The sequence below is a fragment of the Pantoea anthophila genome (genome assembly GCF_006494375.1).
In the GTDB taxonomy this organism is placed as follows: Bacteria; Pseudomonadota; Gammaproteobacteria; order Enterobacterales; family Enterobacteriaceae; genus Pantoea; species Pantoea anthophila.
In genome coordinates, this window is sequence record NZ_VHIZ01000066.1 from 139,558 (window position 1) to 158,945 (window position 19,388).

At 58.2% G+C, this 19,388-nt stretch carries 16 protein-coding genes; 11 read left to right on the forward strand and 5 right to left on the reverse strand.

Going from position 1 to position 19,388, the window contains the following annotated elements:
- Positions 1-185 precede the first annotated feature (185 nt).
- Complete coding sequence (gene ggt, locus FJW00_RS21770; RefSeq protein ID WP_033736081.1) at positions 186-1,937, forward strand: gamma-glutamyltransferase; 1,752 nt, start codon at positions 186-188, stop codon at positions 1,935-1,937.
- A gap of 237 nt (positions 1,938-2,174) precedes the next feature.
- Here the strand turns inward: ggt and FJW00_RS21775 are convergent, their stop codons facing one another.
- Positions 2,175-2,669, reverse strand: coding sequence for a GNAT family N-acetyltransferase (locus tag FJW00_RS21775; protein ID WP_111207904.1), 495 nt, complete (start codon positions 2,667-2,669; stop codon positions 2,175-2,177).
- A gap of 350 nt (positions 2,670-3,019) precedes the next feature.
- Between FJW00_RS21775 and FJW00_RS21780 the strand changes: the two genes are divergently transcribed.
- From FJW00_RS21780 to gntU, 4 genes are all read left to right on the forward strand, one after another.
- Positions 3,020-3,715: a pirin family protein gene (locus FJW00_RS21780; RefSeq protein ID WP_009087765.1), complete on the forward strand. Its 696-nt coding sequence runs from the start codon at positions 3,020-3,022 to the stop codon at positions 3,713-3,715.
- Between the two features lie 103 nt (positions 3,716-3,818).
- Entirely contained in the window at positions 3,819-4,814 is a 996-nt protein-coding gene (gene gntR / locus FJW00_RS21785) for a gluconate operon transcriptional repressor GntR (RefSeq protein ID WP_009087763.1), read from the forward strand.
- Between the two features lie 140 nt (positions 4,815-4,954).
- Positions 4,955-5,491: a gluconokinase gene (gene gntK, locus FJW00_RS21790; RefSeq protein ID WP_140925635.1), complete on the forward strand. Its 537-nt coding sequence runs from the start codon at positions 4,955-4,957 to the stop codon at positions 5,489-5,491.
- A 2-nt stretch (positions 5,492-5,493) separates the two neighbouring features.
- Positions 5,494-6,834: a gluconate transporter gene (gene gntU, locus FJW00_RS21795; protein ID WP_058956969.1), complete on the forward strand. Its 1,341-nt coding sequence runs from the start codon at positions 5,494-5,496 to the stop codon at positions 6,832-6,834.
- Between the two features lie 190 nt (positions 6,835-7,024).
- Here the strand turns inward: gntU and FJW00_RS21805 are convergent, their stop codons facing one another.
- From FJW00_RS21805 to FJW00_RS21810, 3 genes are read right to left on the reverse strand one after another with little or no spacing between them, the layout of a single operon-like run.
- The gene (locus tag FJW00_RS21805; protein ID WP_140925636.1) at positions 7,025-7,450 is read right to left on the reverse strand and encodes a hypothetical protein; all 426 of its coding nucleotides are present in this window, start codon (positions 7,448-7,450) and stop codon (positions 7,025-7,027) included.
- Between the two features lie 59 nt (positions 7,451-7,509).
- Positions 7,510-7,641, reverse strand: coding sequence for a hypothetical protein (locus tag FJW00_RS22650; protein ID WP_258317062.1), 132 nt, complete (start codon positions 7,639-7,641; stop codon positions 7,510-7,512).
- 35 nt (positions 7,642-7,676) lie between these two features.
- A complete protein-coding gene (locus tag FJW00_RS21810) occupies positions 7,677-8,270 on the reverse strand; it encodes a YhgN family NAAT transporter (RefSeq protein WP_009087757.1) in 594 nt (197 codons plus the stop codon).
- Between the two features lie 217 nt (positions 8,271-8,487).
- On the opposite strand from FJW00_RS21810, the gene asd reads away from it, so the two are divergent.
- The gene (gene asd, locus FJW00_RS21815) at positions 8,488-9,597 is read left to right on the forward strand and encodes an aspartate-semialdehyde dehydrogenase (protein ID WP_009087755.1); all 1,110 of its coding nucleotides are present in this window, start codon (positions 8,488-8,490) and stop codon (positions 9,595-9,597) included.
- Positions 9,598-9,677: 80 nt separating this feature from the next.
- On the opposite strand, the gene FJW00_RS22410 is transcribed toward asd, so the two are convergent.
- Positions 9,678-9,839, reverse strand: a complete 162-nt coding sequence (locus FJW00_RS22410) for a hypothetical protein (RefSeq protein WP_158000247.1) — start codon at positions 9,837-9,839, stop codon at positions 9,678-9,680.
- Between the two features lie 118 nt (positions 9,840-9,957).
- Here FJW00_RS22410 and glgB point away from each other — a divergent pair, with 118 nt between their 5' ends.
- The 5 genes from glgB (at position 9,958) to glgP (ending at position 19,387) form a co-directional block, all read left to right on the forward strand.
- The gene (glgB, locus tag FJW00_RS21820) at positions 9,958-12,141 is read left to right on the forward strand and encodes a 1,4-alpha-glucan branching enzyme (protein ID WP_009087753.1); all 2,184 of its coding nucleotides are present in this window, start codon (positions 9,958-9,960) and stop codon (positions 12,139-12,141) included.
- Entirely contained in the window at positions 12,138-14,120 is a 1,983-nt protein-coding gene (gene glgX, locus FJW00_RS21825; protein ID WP_140925637.1) for a glycogen debranching protein GlgX, read from the forward strand. Before glgB ends, glgX begins: the two co-directional genes overlap by 4 nt.
- Before the next feature lie 10 nt (positions 14,121-14,130).
- Complete coding sequence (gene glgC / locus FJW00_RS21830; protein WP_009087751.1) at positions 14,131-15,423, forward strand: glucose-1-phosphate adenylyltransferase; 1,293 nt, start codon at positions 14,131-14,133, stop codon at positions 15,421-15,423.
- 63 nt (positions 15,424-15,486) lie between these two features.
- On the forward strand, positions 15,487-16,920 hold the full coding sequence (glgA, locus tag FJW00_RS21835; RefSeq protein ID WP_009087749.1) for a glycogen synthase GlgA: 1,434 nt from the start codon (positions 15,487-15,489) through the stop codon (positions 16,918-16,920).
- A gap of 19 nt (positions 16,921-16,939) precedes the next feature.
- Positions 16,940-19,387: a glycogen phosphorylase gene (gene glgP / locus FJW00_RS21840; protein WP_009087747.1), complete on the forward strand. Its 2,448-nt coding sequence runs from the start codon at positions 16,940-16,942 to the stop codon at positions 19,385-19,387.
- The last annotated feature ends 1 nt before the right edge of the window (position 19,388 follow it).

Genomic DNA, 19,388 nt, shown 5'->3' on the forward strand with positions numbered 1-19,388 from the left:
ACAGGGTTATGGGTGCACAACGGCGCACACCGGCTTCTGGGTCGCATCCATAAGTTTACCCGATATCACAGACCTGACTTTCAGATGTATTCCTGATTTGACTTAACCCTGACACTTTTGCTGTATTTGTAAGCACTTGCAGAAATGATAAAAAAATGTAAATAACAACACGGGATGGTGACAGGATGAAAATGCAGCAAACGGTGCGTCAGCTTAGCTGGTCGCTGGTGATGAGCTTTACCGTCGTGGCGGGTGCTAATGCCGCGCCGACGCAGGCGCCGCCCGTCTCCTATGGCGTGGACAGCGACACGTTTCACCCGGTCAAAGCGCAGCACGGTATGGTGGCGTCGGTAGACGCGATGGCGACCCAGGTCGGCGTAGAGATTCTGCGTCAGGGCGGCAATGCCGTTGACGCCGCCGTCGCCGTGGGTTTTGCGCTGGCGGTCACCCATCCGCAGGCGGGCAACCTTGGCGGAGGCGGCTTTATGCTGCTGCGCACCGCCTCGGGCCGTGCCACCGCCATCGATTTCCGTGAAATGGCACCGGGACGGGCATCGCGCGATATGTTTCTGGATAAGCAGGGCAATGCCGACAGCAAGCTGTCGCTGACCTCACATCTCGCGTCCGGTACCCCCGGCACCGTAGCGGGTCTGGCGCTGGCCGCACACAAATATGGCACTCTGCCGCTGAGCACCCTGCTGGCTCCGGCCATCCGGCTGGCGCGGGACGGCATTCCGGTTAACGATGCGCTGGCCGATGACCTGAAAACCTACGGCAAAGAGGTGCTGATCACCCATCCCAACAGCAAGGCGATCTTCTACAAGCCAGACGGCACACCGTGGCAGAAGGGCGATCGGCTGGTGCAGAAAAATCTCGCTCACAGCCTGCAACTGATCGCCCGTCAGGGGCCGGATGCCTTTTATAAAGGCGAAATTGCGGATGAGATCGCCGGAGAGATGGCACAGCACGGCGGGCTGATCACCAAAGCGGACCTGGCGGCCTATCGTGCCGTCGAGCGCAAGCCGATTAGCGGCACTTACCGTGGCTATGAGGTCTTCTCCATGCCACCGCCGTCATCCGGGGGCATTCACATCGTGCAGATCCTCAATATTCTTGAGAATTTCGATCTGGCGAAGATGGGCTTTGGCAGTGCGGATGCCATGCAGGTGATGGCGGAAGCGGAAAAATATGCCTACGCCGACCGCTCAGAGTATCTCGGCGATCCCGATTTCGTGAAGGTGCCGTGGCAGGCGCTGACCAGTAAAGCCTACGCTAAGACGCTGGCGCAGCAGATCGATGTGGCGAAAGCGCGCCCCTCCAGCGAGATCAAGCCGGGTAAACTCGACCCCTATGAAAGCAACCAGACTACCCACTTCTCGGTGGTGGATAAGCAGGGGAATGCGGTTGCGGTGACCTATACGCTGAACACCTATTTCGGCAGCGGCATTGTGGCAGGCAAGAGCGGCATTCTGATGAACAACGAGATGGATGATTTCTCTGCTAAACCCGGAACGCCTAATGTCTATGGGCTGGTGGGCGGTGAAGCGAATGCGGTGCAGCCAGCGAAACGTCCGCTGTCGTCGATGTCGCCGACTATCGTGGCCAAAGGGGGCAAAACCTGGCTGGTGACCGGCAGCCCGGGCGGCAGCCGCATTATCACCACCGTGCTGCAGATGGTGGTTAACAGCATCGATTTTGGCATGAACGTGGCAGAAGCGACTAACGCACCGCGGTTCCACCATCAGTGGCTGCCGGATCAGTTGCGGGTAGAGAAGGGCTTCAGTCCGGACACGCTGCGTCTGCTGGAAGCCAGAGGTCAGCATGTGAAGGTGCTGCCTGCGATGGGCAGTACCCAGAGCATCATGATTGGGCCGGATGGCATGCTGTATGGCGCGTCTGACCCGCGCAGCATCGATGATTTAAGTGCGGGTTACTGATACAAACCTGACCCAGGTGAATCTGACAGCAATAAATAAGCTTAACGCGCAGGGAACGGGGTCAGAAGAGGAAAGCGTCCCGCGCCAGGACGGCGCGGGCCGAGCGTGTCATGGATGACGGCTTTTGCGTCTTTCCGATCTGACCCCGTTTCCTGTGCAGGCGCTGACTGACAGCGAAACGTGCCAGGGTTTTCAGCACAAAGGGCACCAGCAGGTGCCCTTTTTCATCATTACAGGTCAGGGTTTAATCCGCGCCATATAGTACGTATCAATGAGTTCACCGTCCCGTATAGCGAACCCGCGCGCCGTTCCCTCAATCTCAAAACCAAATCGCTGATAAAGGGCGATGGCCGGCGCGTTGTCGACGAACACCGTCAGCTCCATTCGGCTCACCTGAAGCCAGTTATCGCACATGGCGACCATTTCACGCATCAGTGCGCTGCCGACGCCACGCTGCCGGTAACGCGCATCCACCCCCATTCCCAGTGAAGCGGCGTGACGGCGTCTGGGACGCTCTTCCACCTTTAACGCGCTTTGCCCGACAACCTCATCATCAATGCAGGCAGCCAGCAGGTATGAATGGGGCGGAGGCGTGGCGAGGCGCGTATGCCACCCCTGCAGGGATGAATGGGGCAGGTGGAGGGTGCCGGCCTGGGTATCGGGCTGGCTGTAAATCCGGTGCAGTGCAGCGGCATCTTCGGGTATAACGTGCCGGACAACGATTTCACTCATGGTCGCTCCTTTCGCCGTTAAAAACCTTTTAAACATCAAGGTATTCAATCCGTTAATCAAGTGAAAAAGTGCGAAAACCGCTTTACAGACGCGAATGATAATGATTATTATTGTCATGCGTTCCCGGGAGGTCGCCCGACAGCCTGAGAAAGCACGACATTGCTCACATTGCTTCCAGTATTATTTAGCCAGCCAGGGCGCTGGCTTTTTTTTTGCCCGCTCTCCTTCAGCCTTTTTCAGCCACTGCGCAACCCTTGTTCAACTATTTTGAACAGAGGAGTGAAGTTTTTCAGCTATCAATCAGACCGTCTCAGGCACAGACTATGAAAAAACATTGAGGAGATCTGAAAATGATTTATGTACGCAAAGCTGAAGAACGCGGTCACGCAAACCACGGCTGGCTCGATAGCTGGCACACCTTCTCATTCGCCAACTATTACGACGCGAACTTCATGGGCTTCTCCGCGCTGCGGGTAATTAATGAAGACGTGATCGACGGCGGTCAGGGGTTTGGTACTCACCCGCATAAAGATATGGAAATCCTGACCTACGTGCTCTCCGGTACGGTTGAGCATCAGGACAGCATGGGTAACAAAGAGCAGATCCCGGCAGGGGAGTTTCAGATCATGAGCGCCGGTACTGGCGTGCGTCACTCGGAGTACAACGCCAGCGAAAGCGAACCGTTGCACCTCTATCAGATCTGGATCATTCCTGAGCGTACCGGCATTGAGCCGCGCTACGATCAGCGCCGCTTCCCGGATGTGCAGGGACGTCAGCTGGTGCTCAGCCCGGACGCCCGTGAAGGGTCGCTGAAAGTCTATCAGGACATGACTCTGTCGCGCTGGGTACTGGGTGCCGGTGAACAGGATAACGTGGCGATTGAACCCGGTCGTCGCATCTGGATCCAGGTCGTCAAAGGCAATGTGAGCGTAAACGGTAACGCGGTGACCACCAGCGATGCCCTTGCCATCTGGGATGAAAGCGCGCTTACGCTGGAGGCCAGCACGGCCGCAGAAGTTCTGCTGTTTGATCTGCCACCGGTCTGAGAAAACTGACGGGCGCACCCCGGTGCGCCCCGCTGGCAATTTTGTGACAGAAAAGTGATAGACTCATCGTACTTTAGCTTTCAGGGCGATCCCAGGCGCTACGATGAAGAAGAAAAGACCGGTATTACAGGACGTTGCCGATCGCGTCGGCATTACCAAGATGACCGTCAGCCGCTACCTGCGCAATCCTGAGCAGGTTTCTGTTGCCCTGCGGGATAAGATCGCGGTGGCACTGGATGAGCTGGGTTATATCCCTAATCGCGCCCCCGATATGCTCTCGAACGCCACCAGCCGTGCGATTGGCGTGCTGCTGCCGTCACTGACCAACCAGGTCTTTGCTGACGTTCTGCGCGGCATTGAAGCCGTCACGGATGAAGCGAACTACCAGACGCTCGTCGCCCACTTTGGTTACAACCCACAGAAAGAGGAGCTGCAACTGCGCTCGCTGCTGGGCTGGAATATTGATGGGGTGATCCTCACCGAACGCACCCATACCCCGGGCACGCTGCGCATGCTGGAAGTGGCGGGCATCCCGGTCATCGAGATGATGGACAGCGTTACGCCCTGCCTGGATATGGCGGTCGGCTTTGATAACGTCGAAGCGGCCCGGCAGATGACTCAGGCGATCCTCGGCAAAGGACATCGTCACACCGTTTATCTTGGCGCACGCCTGGATGAGCGTACCCTGCAGAAACAGCGTGGTTACGAAATCGCGATGCGCGAAGCCGGGCTAACGCCGCGCAGCGTCATGATGGAAGATGCCTCTTCATTCAGTGCCGGTGGCGATCTGCTGCGTGAGGCGCAGCGTCTCTATCCTGAAACCGACAGCCTCTTCTGTACCAACGACGACCTGGCGGTCGGCGCGATGTTTGAGTGCCAGCGCCAGGGATTGCGGGTGCCCGATCAGATGGCGATTGCCGGTTTCCATGGTCACGATATCAGTCAGGTGGTGACGCCTCAGCTGGCTACGGTACTGACGCCGCGTGATCGCATCGGGCGCGAAGCCGCAGCGCTGCTGCTGGCGCGCATCGCCGGGGAAAGCCGCGAAACGCGCATGCTCGACACCGGTTTTGCGATCAGTGAAGGCGGCAGCATCTGATTGTGGCGTTTTTATGAGTCAGCTCACACTTTGAGGCTTTTCCGGGTAAAAAGGTTGCCACGCTGTTAAGCGGCCAGGAGAATGAGAAACGACATTGTTATCGGTAACATTGGCAAATTCTCACCTGCCGGAGCAGAAAAATGACAACGCAATCCCCGTCGCATCACGTTTTTATCCTGATGGGCGTTTCAGGCAGCGGAAAGTCTGCCGTCGCCAATCAGGTCTCTCACCAGCTGAATACAGCCTTTCTTGACGGCGATTTTCTCCACCCCCGTTCCAACATTCTGAAGATGGCCGATGGTCACCCGCTGGATGACAACGATCGTCAGCCGTGGTTACAGGCCCTGAACGATGCCGCTTTTGCCATGCAGCGCACCCAGGCGATCTCCATCATTGTCTGTTCGGCCCTGAAGAAGCGTTATCGCGACATTCTGCGTCAGGGAAATGACAACCTGCGTTTCATCTACCTGAAAGGGGACTTCGACACCATTGAAGCCCGCCTGAAAGCGCGCAAAGGGCACTTCTTCAAGCCGCAGATGCTGGTGACGCAGTTTGCAACGCTGGAAGCGCCAGGCAGCGACGAGCCGGATGTACTGGAAGTGGATATTACGCATTCACTGGATGAGGTTGTGGCGGCTACGGTTGCGACTATCCGGGACGCTATCAGCCAGGGTTAGAGATGAATACCGCAACACTCGTTTTGACCGCAGCAGGCTCCGTCCTGCTGCTGCTTTTTCTGGTGATGAAGGCGCGTATGCACGCCTTTGTCGCACTCATGTTAGTGTCAATCGGTGCCGGACTGTTCTCCGGCATGCCTCTGGATAAGATTGCGGACACCATGCAGAAGGGGATGGGCGGCACGCTCGGCTTCCTCGCTATCGTGGTGGCGCTGGGCGCGATGTTCGGCAAAATCCTGCATGAAACCGGGGCCGTGGACCAGATTGCTATCCGGATGCTGAAAACCTTTGGTCAGAGCCGCGCCCACTACGCCATGGGGATTGCCGGTCTGATCTGCGCGCTACCGCTCTTCTTTGAGGTGGCTGTCGTGCTGTTGATCAGCATCGCTTTTGCCGTGGCGCGGCGAACCGGGGGCAATCTGGTGAAGCTGGTTATCCCGCTCTTTGCCGGGGTGGCTGCTGCTGCCGCGTTTCTGCTGCCGGGACCGGCTCCGATGCTGCTGGCTTCACAGATGCACGCTGACTTTGGCTGGATGATCCTGCTGGGGCTGTGTGCGGCGATACCCGGGATGCTGATTGCCGGGCCGCTGTTTGGCAATTTCATTGCGAAGCACGTCTCCTTCAGCGCCCCGCCGGAAGATCATCAGCCGGATGTCGATGAGAACCAGCTGCCCTCATTTGGCTTCAGCCTCTCTCTGATCCTGTTTCCGCTGGTGCTGGTCGGCCTGAAAACCATTGGCGCCCGCTTCACCACCGAAGGGACCTCGCTGTATGCGTGGCTGGAATTTATCGGCCATCCTTTCACCGCGATCCTGCTGGCGCTGCTGGTGGCGATTTATGGTCTGGCTTATCGTCAGGGCATGGATAAAGAGCGGGTGATGCAGGTGTGCGGCAGCGCGCTGCAACCGGCGGGGATTATCCTGCTGGTGATTGGCGCGGGCGGCGTGTTCAAGCAGGTGCTGGTGGACTCCGGTGTGGGTCCGGTGCTGGGCAACGCGCTGACCGGCGCTGGCCTGCCGATTGCGCTGGCCTGCTTTATCCTGTCAGGTGCGGTACGGGTCATTCAGGGGTCGGCAACGGTTGCCTGTCTGACCACGGTCGGGCTGATCATGCCGGTGATTGAACCGCTGCACTACAGCGGCGCGCAGCTGGCGGCGCTGTCGATCTGTATCGGCGGCGGCTCCATCATCATCAGTCATGTGAACGATGCCGGTTTCTGGCTGTTTGGCCGCTTTACCGGGGCCAGCGAAGCGGAAACGCTGAAAACATGGACGCTGATGGAGACGATTCTCGGCACGACCGGGGCTATCGTCGGTATGATTGCTTTCGCACTGCTTTCCTGACCAGCCTGACGGGCTCTCTGCCCGTCAGGTTTTTTCCCGCGAGCAGGGGAAGAGTAAAAACGGGAACAGCAGATAAGGCGCCACCAGCAGAAGGAGAATGACGCCGCGTGAATAGCCAGCGTCATTTATTCTCCTCACCGCGCAGGAAAAAACCGGCAAAATAAACAGCAGCAGCGGGATTAAACCGGATTCATGCCCATCTTCTTCTTATCAGAGCAAAAACAACCAGCGTGATGGCGGCGGAAGCCAGGTAAATCCAGGCAAAATCAGTGACGTCAATCTTCATCAACTGCACAGTATTTAACGCCGCTTTCCTGCCCGGGACAGAGAATAAGGTCAGGCCAGCTAAGCAAACGTTATTTGCCAGAAAGAATAGCGACTGAAAGGCGGTTTCTTTAGCCACGGACAGCAAGGCAATTTTCCTGAAGCTCCACCAGGCGACCAGATAAAACAGCAGCCAGAACAGCGCGCAGAGTAGCGGGGCAACCAGATAACTGCGCATCCCTGTGATCACCCCTGAATGGCCGCAGCTGGCATAGTGCAGGACAGCCTGAAAAGAGACGTAACCCGTTATCAGATAGAGCGCGCCGAAAAAAAACTGTAATAACAACCTCATGGTATCTCCCTCCGGGTTTTTGATGCTGCATCCGCTGCGGCAGCTTTTTCCGGGCACCCTCACCCCTGTTTACTTTTTGCATCGTACTTTCTGGTGGCGATCGCGTCACCTTTATCGCCCTCAGACACCACAAAACGGGCATCTGAATGGCCATAACGACCGACCGGAATCGCTGCCTGAACAGGCTGCATGGTCGGCCTGTCGGGGTAAAAGGATAACGGTGCGCTTACAACTTCAGATACGCGCGGATGCCGTCCAGGAACATCTGGGTCGCCAGCATAATCAGTATCAATCCCATCAGACGCTCCAGCGCGTTGACCCCTTTATCACCCAGCAGACGCAGGAACAGACCTGACATCAGCAGAATGCCGACCGTCACGCCCCAGGCGATCAACAGCGCACCTACCAGGTGGGACATCTGATGTGGATACTGATGCGACAGCAGCATCAGCGTCGCCAGCAGCGACGGCCCGGCGACCAGCGGAATCGCCAGCGGCACCAGGAACGGCTCTTCCCCTGCCGGTAAACCAGAGCTGCTGCTCTCGGCCGACGGGAAAATCATCTTGATGGCGATAAGAAACAGAATGACGCCGCCGGAAATCGACACCGTCTCGGTGCGCAGATTTAAAAAGGCCAGAATGCGCTCGCCGGTAAACAGAAACAGCAGCATGATAATCAGGGCGATCAGCATTTCGCGGATCAGCACTACCCGCCGCCGTTTCGGCTCCAGATGCTTTAAAACCGACATAAAAATCGGCAGATTGCCCAGCGGATCCATAATTAACAACAATAATATTGTCGCCGAAATCATTTCAGTCATTGGTTTAACGCCATCCCGTCCGCCAGAAAGCGGAGTTATTAGTTACGCTGCTGAAAAAGTTAGCGTAATCGAATTAATTCACTTGCCACCAGGCCTGCATTTTGTAGAGTGAGCAGACAGAGGTAAATCCTATTATTACGCAGAGCGGCGTGAACATAGCACGCCGCTCTCTCCACTGAAATGAAAGCAGGTGAAATCTGCCTGAGACGGACACGACATGAAGAATGTAGGTTTTGTTGGTTGGCGCGGTATGGTCGGCTCCGTGCTGATGTCCCGCATGAGCGAAGAGCGCGATTTTGATGCAATCAATCCGGTCTTCTTCTCGACGTCGCAGCATGGTCAGGCGGCTCCGTCGTTTGCGGGCAAGCAGCAGGGCGCACTGCAGGATGCCTTTGATCTTGAGGCGCTGCGTGCGCTGGACATCATTATCACCTGTCAGGGCGGCGACTACACCAGCGATGTCTATCCTAAGCTGCGCGCCAGCGGCTGGCAGGGCTACTGGATCGATGCGGCCTCGACGCTGCGCATGCAGGACGATGCCATCATCATCCTCGATCCGGTCAACCACGCGGTGATCCGTCAGGGCATCGACCAGGGTATCAAAACCTTCGTTGGCGGTAACTGCACCGTCAGCCTGATGCTGATGTCGCTGGGCGGCCTGTTCGCGCAGGACCTGGTGGAGTGGGCTTCTGTCGCCACCTATCAGGCGGCGTCAGGCGGCGGCGCGCGCCACATGCGTGAACTGCTGACCCAGATGGGCATGCTGCACGACCACGTTGCGCCTGCGCTGCAGAATCCGGCCTCAGCAATTCTCGACATCGAGCGCAGCGTGACCGACTTCACCCGTTCCGGCACCCTGCCGACCGATAACTTCGGCGTGCCGCTGGCAGGCAGTCTGATTCCGTGGATCGACAAACAGCTGGAGAATGGCCAGAGCCGCGAAGAGTGGAAAGGCCAGGCGGAGACCAACAAGATCCTCGCGACCCGCAACGTCATTCCGGTTGATGGCTTGTGCGTGCGTGTGGGTGCACTGCGCTGCCACAGTCAGGCGTTTACCCTGAAGCTGAAACGCGATCTGCCGCTGTCTGAAATTGAACAGCTGCTGGCCTCTCATAACGAGTGGGTCAAGGTGGTGCCGAATGACCGCGAGCTGACGATGCGTGAACTGACCCCCGCGGCCGTGACCGGTACGCTGACCACGCCGGTTGGCCGTCTGCGCAAACTGAATATGGGGCCGGAGTATCTCTCCGCCTTCACGGTAGGCGACCAGCTGTTATGGGGCGCAGCCGAACCGCTGCGTCGCATGCTGCGGTTGTTAATCGACTAAGAAAAATATCGCCAAAGGCCGGATTTATCCGGCCTTTTTTTTGCTTTGCAGTACGTGAAACAACCTGCCGGTTCGCTTACTCAGTGATCAGCTTCCCCTTTTTGGCGGCCGGCAAAGAATATTTTGCTTTCAGCCATGGCAACTGCTGCGACCAAGCTATGATTTAACCATGATGTGCCACAGGTTTCGCTTTTGCTTTCCGGATTAAATGGTTGTGGTACACGGCAAAACACTTTTTCCATGGAATGGCCTGACACTTTTTTGCCGTCGTACGTATGGCTCAATGAAGAGCAGCGCAGATGACGCGCGACAGGCCGTGTCGCGAGCATCTCGGCTGCCAGTTATCACAGGAAGAAAGTCATGTCAGAGCTTCCCGATCGCGAGGCGATCAATGCCCTGTTTGCGGGTAATTATGCCGATCCTTTTTCGTTACTAGGGATGCACCGAACGCCACAAGGCCTTGAAGTCAGGGCGTTGCTCCCCGAAGCGCTTGAGGTGTGGGTCATTGAGACCTCTACCGGGCGCAAGCTGGCTCAACTGGCGTGTGAAGACGCACGCGGCTTCTTCAGCGGCGTGATCCCCCGCCGCAAAAATCCGTTCCGCTATCAGCTGGCGGTGAACTGGCACGGCCAGCAAAACCTGGTCGACGATGCCTATCGCTTTGGCCCGCTGCTGCAGGAGATGGATCTGTGGCTGCTGGCGGAAGGCACCCACCTGCGTCCGTACGAAACCCTGGGCGCGCATGGTGACGTGATTGATGGCGTGACCGGCACCCGCTTCTGCGTCTGGGCGCCCAACGCCCGTCGTGTTTCCGTCGTCGGCGATTTCAATTTCTGGGATGGCCGCCGTCACCCGATGCGTCTGCGCCAGGAGCTGGGCATCTGGGAGCTGTTTGTGCCGGGTGCGGTCAACGGTCAGCTCTACAAATATGAAATCATCGACGCCAATGGTGATCTGCGTATCAAAGCGGACCCTTACGCCTTCGAAGCGCAGATGCGCCCGGAGAGCGCGTCGATGATCTGCGGCCTGCCTGCGCCCGTTGAGATGAAAGCGGAGCGCAAGGCCGCCAACGGTTTCGATGCGCCGATCTCCATCTATGAAGTGCATCTGGGCTCCTGGCGTCGTCATACCGACAACAATTTCTGGCTGAGCTACAAAGAGCTGGCTGAACAGCTGGTGCCCTACGTCAAAGAGATGGGCTTTACCCATATCGAACTGCTGCCGATTAACGAACATCCGTTTGACGGCAGCTGGGGCTATCAGCCGCTGGGCATGTATGCACCGACTCGCCGTTTCGGAACCCGTGACGACTTCCGCGCCTTTATCGACAGCGCCCATGCTGCCGGCCTCAACGTCCTGCTCGACTGGGTACCGGGTCACTTCCCCAACGATGACTTCGGGCTGGCGCGCTTTGACGGCACCGAGCTCTATGAGCACAGCGACCCGCGAGAAGGCTACCATCAGGACTGGAACACCCTGATCTACAACTTTGGCCGCCGGGAAGTGAGTAACTACCTGTCGGGCAATGCGCTCTACTGGACAGAACGCTTTGGCATCGATGGCCTGCGCGTGGATGCCGTCGCCTCCATGATCTACCGCGACTACAGCCGCGTTGAAGGGCAGTGGGTGCCGAATCAGTATGGTGGCCGCGAGAACCTTGAGGCGATTGAGTTCCTGCAACACACCAACCGCACGCTCGGTACCGTGGCGTCCGGCGCGGTCACGATGGCGGAAGAGTCGACGGACTACCCGGGCGTAACGCGTCCGACCGAGGGCGGCGGGCTGGGCTTCTGGTTCAAATGGAACTTGGGCTGGATGCACGACACGCTCGACTACATGCAGGTCGATCCTATCTACCGCAAGCATCATCACAACCTGATGAGCTTCGGCATGATGTACAACTACACCGAAAACTTTGTGCTGCCGCTGTCGCACGACGAAGTGGTGCACGGCAAGCGCTCCATTCTCGACCGCATGCCGGGCGATGCCTGGCAGAAGTTCGCCAATCTGCGCGCCTATTACGGCTGGATGTGGGGCTTCCCCGGCAAGAAACTGCTGTTTATGGGCAACGAGTTTGCTCAGGGCCGCGAGTGGAACCACGATGTCAGCCTGGACTGGCATCTGCTGGAAGGCGGCGATAACTGGCATCACGGCGTGCAGCGTCTGGTGCGCGATCTCAACCACACCTATCAGTACTACACGCCGCTGCATCAGCTCGACTTCGATCCGGCAGGTTTTGAGTGGCTGGTGGTCAACGATGCGGAACATTCGGTCTTCGCCTTTGTACGTCGTGATCGCGAAGGTAACGAAATCATCGTCGTCAGTAACTTTACGCCGGTGCCGCGTCCGGGCTACCGCTTTGGGGTCAATCAGCCTGGCACCTGGCGCGAAGTGCTGAACACCGACCAGCATGAGTATCACGGCAGTGATGTGCGTAATCACCGGGTGCATACCGATGAGCAGGAGAGTCACGGACGACCACAGTCGCTGAGCCTCAATCTGCCACCGCTGGCAACGGTATGGCTGGTGCGGGAGGGGGAATGACCATTACTGCCGGGGATCCCGAACCGCTGGGTGCCAGTTACGATGGTAAAGGCGTCAATTTCACCCTGTTTTCTCAGCATGCCGGGCGCGTCGAGCTCTGCCTGTTTGATGACGAGGGGCGTGAACAGCGTCTTGATCTGCCTGGCCGCAGCGGGGATATCTGGCATGGTTATGTTCCGGCGCTGAAGCCGGGGCAGCGTTACGGCTACCGGGTGCATGGCCCCTGGGCGCCGCAGCAGGGACACCGCTTTAATCCGGCGAAGCTGCTGGTCGATCCCTGCGCCCGCGCGGTTGAGGGTGACGTCCCGGATGACCCGCTGTTTCAGGGCGGCGAGGCGCAGCCCGATCCGCATGACAACGCGGCCATCGCGCCGAAGTCACGGGTGGTGGCGGAAGATTTCGACTGGCAGGACGATGTCGCCCCGCGCACGCCGTGGGGTAACACGGTGATTTACGAAGCGCACGTTCGCGGGCTGACGAAGCAGCATCCGGAAATTCCGGAAACGCTGCGCGGGACTTACGCGGCGCTGGGTCATCCTGTTATGGTGAACTACCTGCGCGATCTGGGCATTACGGCGCTGGAACTGCTGCCGGTGGCCCATTTTGCCAGCGAGCCGCGCCTGCTCCAGCTCGGCCTGAGTAACTACTGGGGCTACAACCCCTTTGCGCTCTGGGCGGTCGATCCGCGTTACGCCTCTGGTCAGCCAGGCGTCACGCCGCTGCAGGAGTTTCAGCAGGCGGTAAAAAACCTGCACGCCGCCGGTATCGAAGTGCTGCTGGATGTGGTCTTCAACCACACCGCCGAACTGGATGAGATCGGCCCGACGATCTCGATGCGCGGCATCGACAACGCCAGCTACTACTGGCTGAATGAGCAGGGCGGCTATCAGAACTGGACCGGCTGCGGCAACACGCTGAATATCCACCATCCGCAGGTGATGGCGTGGACCTTAGAGGCGCTGCGCTACTGGGTGCGGGTCTGTCACGTTGATGGCTTCCGCTTTGACCTTGCGCCGGTGCTGGGCCGCACACCCGATTACCGGCGTGATGCCCCTTTTTTCGATGCAATACGCGCCTGTCCGCTACTCTCTCAGGTCAAGCTGATTGCGGAACCCTGGGATATCGGCCCTGACGGCTATCAGGTTGGCCGTTTTCCGCCACCCTTTGCCGAATGGAACGATCAGTTTCGCGACACCGCGCGTCGCTACTGGCTGCATGGCGCACTCAGCAACGGCGAGTTTGTCCGTCGCTTTGCCGCCTCCAGCGATCTCTACCAGCACGATGACCGTCTGCCCCACGCCACGGTTAACCTGATCACCGCGCATGACGGCTTTACGCTGTGGGATGTGGTGAGCTTCGAACGCAAACACAACGAAGCCAACGGGGAAGATAACCGCGACGGTCACGGCGATAACTACAGCCACAATCACGGCAAAGAGGGGCTGAACGTCAGTTTTGACGTCACGGAACGTCGCCGCCGTAGCGTGCGGGCACTGCTCACCACGCTGCTGCTGTCACAGGGCACGCCGATGCTGCTGGCGGGCGATGAGCGTGGCCACACGCAGCGCGGCAATAATAATGCTTACTGTCAGGACAATGCCCTCAGCTGGCTTGACTGGCAGGCGGATGAGAAGGGATTGGTCGGATTCACCGCCGCACTGATTCGTCTGCGCCAGCGCATACCGGCGCTGACCGCGGATCGCTGGTGGCAGGAGGGTGATGGCAATGTGCAGTGGCTCAATGCCGGTGGCCAGCCACTGCAGCACGATGAATGGGCACAGGGGCTGCACAGATTGCAGATCCTGCTGTCTGGCCGCTGGTTAATAACAATAAACGCCACGGATACGGTGAATGACATCGTGTTACCAGACGGAGAATGGCGTGCCCTTCCTCCTTTCGCCGGGGACGACAACCCCATCCTGCTAACTGTCTGGCATGGTCCCGCACACGGTGTGTGCGTGTTCCAAAAGCAATCATAAGGAGTCAGACATGGTTAAGTTAGATAGAACAGAACACCTGATGCTGGCCCGCCAGCTCCCTACACAGACGGTTGCTCTGATCCTCGCCGGCGGACGCGGCACGCGGCTGGTCGATTTAACGGCCAAACGTGCCAAACCGGCGGTGCATTTCGGCGGCAAGTTCCGCATTATCGACTTTGCCCTCTCCAACTGCGTCAACTCCGGTATCCGGCGGATTGGCGTCATTACGCAGTATCAGTCCCATACCCTGACTCAGCATATCCAGCGTGGCTGGTCGATCTTCAATGAAGAGATGAATGAGTTTGTCGATTTGCTGCCAGCGCAGCAGCGCTTTTCGACCGAACAGTGGTATCGCGGCACGGCCGATGCCGTTACGCAGAACCTTGATGTGATTCGCCGCTATCAGGCGCAGTACATCGTGATCCTTGCCGGGGACCACATTTATAAGATGGATTATTCACGCATGCTGCTGGACCACGTGGTGAACGAGGCGAAATGTACCATCGCCTGTTTACCGGTACCGGTGCATGAAGCCACGGCGTTTGGCGTGATGGCGGTGAATGAGGAGAACATGGTGATCGACTTCGTGGAGAAACCCGCGAAACCGCCCACCATGCCAGGTGATGACACGCAGTCGCTCGCCAGCATGGGGATCTACGTCTTCAACGCGGATTATCTCTATGAACTGCTGGAAGCGGATCTGCAGACGCCAGGCTCTAACCACGACTTCGGCAAAGATATCCTGCCGAAAGTGGTGGCAAGCGGCGAAGGCTATGCGCACTCCTTTGCGCTCTCCTGCGTCCAGAACGATGACAACGCGCCGCCTTACTGGCGCGACGTCGGGACGCTGGAAGCTTACTGGCGCGCCAATCTCGATCTGGCCTCGGTGATGCCTGAGCTGGATATGTATGACGTCACCTGGCCTATCCGTACCCACATGGAGCCGCTGCCCCCCGCGAAATTTGTTCAGGATCGTTCCGGCAGTCACGGGATGACGATGAACTCGCTGGTGTCGGGCGGCTGCATTATCTCCGGTTCGGTCGTGGTCAACTCGGTGCTGTTCCCCCGGGTTCGGGTTAACTCGTTTTGCAATATTGATTCAACCGTTCTGCTGCCGGATGTGGTGGTGGGTCGCTCGTGTCGTCTGCGCCGCTGCGTGATTGATCGCGCCTGTGAGTTACCGGAAGGCATGGTGATTGGTGAAAATCCGGATGAAGACAGTCGCCGGTTTCACCGTTCGGATGAAGGGATCGTACTGGTCACCCGCGCCATGCTGGCCAGGCTGGCCAAAGCGGGGCTGTAAGCGATAAGCGGAACTTACGCAATCGGCACGCGGAGCGTGCCGGATAACTTAATGAGGTCGAGGATGCAGGTTTTACATGTCTGTTCAGAACTTTTCCCGCTGCTTAAAACGGGCGGACTGGCTGATGTAGTCGGGGCATTACCTCAGGCGCAGATTGCGGGCGGCACAGACACGCGGGTGCTGCTGCCGGCGTTTCCTGCATTGCGCAAAGGCATACCTGATCTCCAGATGGTGACAGAGCGAGAGACATTTGCCGGTCATATACGTCTGTTATATGGTGAATTTAACGGTGTGGGCATCTATCTGATCGATGCCCCTGACCTCTACGACCGTCCCGGTAGCCCTTATCATGACGAGTCGCAGTTTGCCTATGTCGATAACTACCTGCGCTTCGCGCTGCTGGGCTGGGTCGGTTGCGAACTGGCGTGCGGTATGGATTCGATGTGGCGTCCCGATATCGTCCATGCCCATGACTGGCACGCAGGCCTTACCTGCGCCTATCTGGAAGCGCGCGGCCGGCCGGCCAAATCGGTGTTTACCGTGCACAACCTGGCCTATCAGGGACTGTTCTCGGCGCACCACATGGATCAGATTGGCCTGCCGTGGTCGTTCTTTAACATGCATGGGCTGGAGTTTTACGGGCAGATCTCCTTCCTGAAGGCGGGACTCTTCTACGCCGATCACGTGACGGCGGTCAGCCCGACCTACGCCCATGAGATTACCTCTGCGGAGTTTGGTTACGGCATGGAAACGCTGCTGGCGCAGCGGATGCGGGAAGGGCGGCTGAGCGGGATCCTCAACGGTGTCGACCCGACCATCTGGGACCCGGCCCACGACCTGCTGCTCAGCGCGCGCTACAACCGCGACACGCTGGAAGCCAAAGCGGAAAACAAACGGCAGCTGCAGGTGGCGATGGGGCTGAAGGTTGATGACAAAGCGCCGGTGTTCTGCGTGATCAGCCGCCTGACCAAACAGAAAGGCCTGGACCTGGTGCTGGAGGCGCTCCCGGGCCTGCTGGCGCAGGGCGGTCAGCTGGTGCTGCTGGGACAGGGCGATGCCGAACTGCAGCAGGGCTTCCTGGCCGCGGCAGCAGAGCATCCGGGCAGCGTGGGTGTGCAGATTGGCTATCACGAGGCGTTTTCACACCGCATCGTCGGTGGTGCCGATGTGATCGTGGTGCCGAGCCGCTTTGAGCCCTGCGGCCTGACGCAGCTGTATGGCCTGAAATATGGCACGCTGCCGCTGGTGCGCCGCACCGGCGGACTGGCGGATACGGTTAACGACAGCTCGCTGGAAAACCTGGCGGATGGGATTGCCAGTGGCTTCAGCTTTGAAGATGCTAACGCCTGGTCGCTGTTGCGGGCGATTCGCCGCGCGTTTGTGTTGTGGTCTCGCCCTTCACTGTGGCGTTATGTTCAGCGACAGGCGATGGGCATGGATTTCAGCTGGCAGGTGGCCGCACAGGCCTACCGCGATCTCTACCAGCGTCTGATGTAACGGATGGGGAAAACCGGATATGAATGCACCTTTCACTTACGCTTCACCCACGCTGACGGTTGATGCTTTAAAGCATTCGATTGCGTACAAACTGATGTTTACCATCGGCAAAGACCCCTCTATTGCCAACAAGCATGAGTGGCTGAACGCTGCACTGCTGGCGGTTCGCGATCGGATGGTCGAGCGCTGGCTGCGCTCCAGCCGCGCTCAGCTGTCGCAGGATGTGCGGCAGGTTTACTACCTGTCGATGGAGTTCCTGATGGGGCGCACTCTGGGGAATGCGCTGCTGGCGATGGGGATCTATGACGATCTCAACCAGGCCCTCGACGAAATGGGGCTGGATCTGGCCGAGCTGATGGAGGAGGAGAACGATCCGGGCCTGGGCAACGGCGGTCTGGGCCGTCTGGCGGCCTGTTTCCTCGATTCGCTGGCGACGCTGGGTATGCCGGGCCGCGGCTATGGCATCCGTTACGATTACGGCATGTTCAAACAGAACATTGTGGAAGGTGAGCAGAAAGAGTCGCCCGATTACTGGCTCGAGTATGGCAATCCGTGGGAATTTCAGCGATTCAACACCCGCTACAAGGTGCGTTTCGGCGGCCGCGTCCAGCACGAAGGGGCGAAAGTGCGCTGGCTGGAGACCGAAGAGATCCTGGCGATGGCCTATGACCAGATCATCCCGGGCTTCGACACCGACGCCACCAATACGCTGCGCCTCTGGGGCGCGCAGGCCAGTAACGAAATCAACCTCGGTAAGTTCAACCAGGGCGACTACTTTGCGGCGGTGGAAGATAAAAACCACTCCGAAAACGTCTCACGCGTCCTCTATCCCGATGACTCCACCTATTCCGGGCGCGAGTTGCGTCTGCGTCAGGAGTACTTCCTGGTATCCGCCACGGTGCAGGACATTCTGAATCGTCACTGGCGCATGCATCAGACCTGGGACAACCTGGCGGACAAGATCGCCATCCACCTGAATGACACGCACCCGGTGCTGGCGATCCCCGAACTGATGCGCCTGCTGATCGACGAGCATAAATTCAGCTGGGACAGCGCCTTTGACGTCTGCTGTCAGGTCTTCTCCTATACCAACCATACGCTGATGACCGAAGCGCTGGAGACCTGGCCGGTGGATATGATCGGCAAGATTCTGCCGCGTCATCTCAGCATTATTTTTGAAATTAACGACTTCTTCCTCAAGACGATTCAGGATCACTATCCTGACGATCTGGATCTGCTGTCGCGTATTTCGATCATCGACGAGAACGACGGCCGCCGGGTACGCATGGCCTGGCTGGCGGTGGTGGTCAGCCATAAAGTGAATGGCGTCTCAGAGCTGCACTCCAACCTGATGGTGCAGTCGCTGTTTGCAGACTTCTCCCGCCTGTTCCCGGGCCGCTTCTGCAACAAAACCAACGGCGTCACTCCGCGTCGCTGGCTGGCGCTGGCTAACCCGGCGCTGTCAGAGGTGCTGGATGAGGAGATTGGCCGCAACTGGCGCACCGATCTCAGCCAGCTGGATGAGCTGAAAGCGCAGATCGACTACCCGGCGTTTATCGAGAAAGTGGCGATTGCCAAGCATCAGAACAAGCGCCGGCTGGCCGAGTGGGTGGCAAAAAACCTGGATGTGGTGCTCGACCCGAATGCGCTGTTTGATGTGCAGATCAAGCGTATTCACGAGTACAAGCGTCAGCTGCTCAACGTGCTGCATGTGATCACCCGATACAACCGTATCAAGGCCGATCCGCAGGCGGACTGGGTGCCGCGCGTCAATATTTTTGCCGGTAAAGCGGCCTCCGCCTACTACGTTGCCAAACACATCATCCATCTGATCAACGATGTCGCCAACATCATCAACAATGATCCGCAGGTGAAGAACAAACTGAAAGTGGTCTTCATCCCGAACTACAGCGTGAGTCTGGCGCAGATCATCATTCCGGCCGCCGATCTCTCTGAGCAGATCTCGACCGCCGGAACGGAAGCGTCCGGCACCAGTAACATGAAGTTTGCCCTGAATGGTGCCCTGACGATCGGCACGCTGGATGGTGCCAACGTGGAGATGCTGGATCACGTCGGCGAAGAGAACATCTTCATCTTCGGCAATACCACGCCGCAGGTAGAAGCCCTGCGTCAGGGAGGCTACAACCCGCGTGACTATTACGAAGGCGATGAAGAGCTGCATCAGGTGCTGACGCAGATCGCGTCGGGCGTCTTCAGCCCGCAGGATCCGGGTCGCTACCGCAATCTGTTCGATTCGCTGGTGAACTTCGGCGACCACTACCAGTTACTGGCCGATTATCGCAGCTATGTGGATACCCAGGACAAGGTGGATGCGCTCTACCGTAAGCCGGAAGAGTGGCAGCGCCGTGCGGCGAAAAATATCGCCGGCATGGGTTACTTCTCGTCTGACCGGACGATTCAGGAGTATGCCGATGAGATCTGGAACATTTCACCGATAAGGCTGTAAG

Coding starts and splice junctions, on each gene's coding strand:
- ggt (WP_033736081.1), top strand. CDS start 186: ATGAAAATGCAGCAAACGGTGCGTCAGCTTAGCTGGTCGCTGGTGATG.
- FJW00_RS21775 (WP_111207904.1), bottom strand. CDS start 2,669: ATGAGTGAAATCGTTGTCCGGCACGTTATACCCGAAGATGCCGCTGCA.
- FJW00_RS21780 (WP_009087765.1), top strand. CDS start 3,020: ATGATTTATGTACGCAAAGCTGAAGAACGCGGTCACGCAAACCACGGC.
- gntR (WP_009087763.1), top strand. CDS start 3,819: ATGAAGAAGAAAAGACCGGTATTACAGGACGTTGCCGATCGCGTCGGC.
- gntK (WP_140925635.1), top strand. CDS start 4,955: ATGACAACGCAATCCCCGTCGCATCACGTTTTTATCCTGATGGGCGTT.
- gntU (WP_058956969.1), top strand. CDS start 5,494: ATGAATACCGCAACACTCGTTTTGACCGCAGCAGGCTCCGTCCTGCTG.
- FJW00_RS21805 (WP_140925636.1), bottom strand. CDS start 7,450: ATGAGGTTGTTATTACAGTTTTTTTTCGGCGCGCTCTATCTGATAACG.
- FJW00_RS22650 (WP_258317062.1), bottom strand. CDS start 7,641: ATGCAGCCTGTTCAGGCAGCGATTCCGGTCGGTCGTTATGGCCATTCA.
- FJW00_RS21810 (WP_009087757.1), bottom strand. CDS start 8,270: ATGACTGAAATGATTTCGGCGACAATATTATTGTTGTTAATTATGGAT.
- asd (WP_009087755.1), top strand. CDS start 8,488: ATGAAGAATGTAGGTTTTGTTGGTTGGCGCGGTATGGTCGGCTCCGTG.
- FJW00_RS22410 (WP_158000247.1), bottom strand. CDS start 9,839: ATGGAAAAAGTGTTTTGCCGTGTACCACAACCATTTAATCCGGAAAGC.
- glgB (WP_009087753.1), top strand. CDS start 9,958: ATGTCAGAGCTTCCCGATCGCGAGGCGATCAATGCCCTGTTTGCGGGT.
- glgX (WP_140925637.1), top strand. CDS start 12,138: ATGACCATTACTGCCGGGGATCCCGAACCGCTGGGTGCCAGTTACGAT.
- glgC (WP_009087751.1), top strand. CDS start 14,131: ATGGTTAAGTTAGATAGAACAGAACACCTGATGCTGGCCCGCCAGCTC.
- glgA (WP_009087749.1), top strand. CDS start 15,487: ATGCAGGTTTTACATGTCTGTTCAGAACTTTTCCCGCTGCTTAAAACG.
- glgP (WP_009087747.1), top strand. CDS start 16,940: ATGAATGCACCTTTCACTTACGCTTCACCCACGCTGACGGTTGATGCT.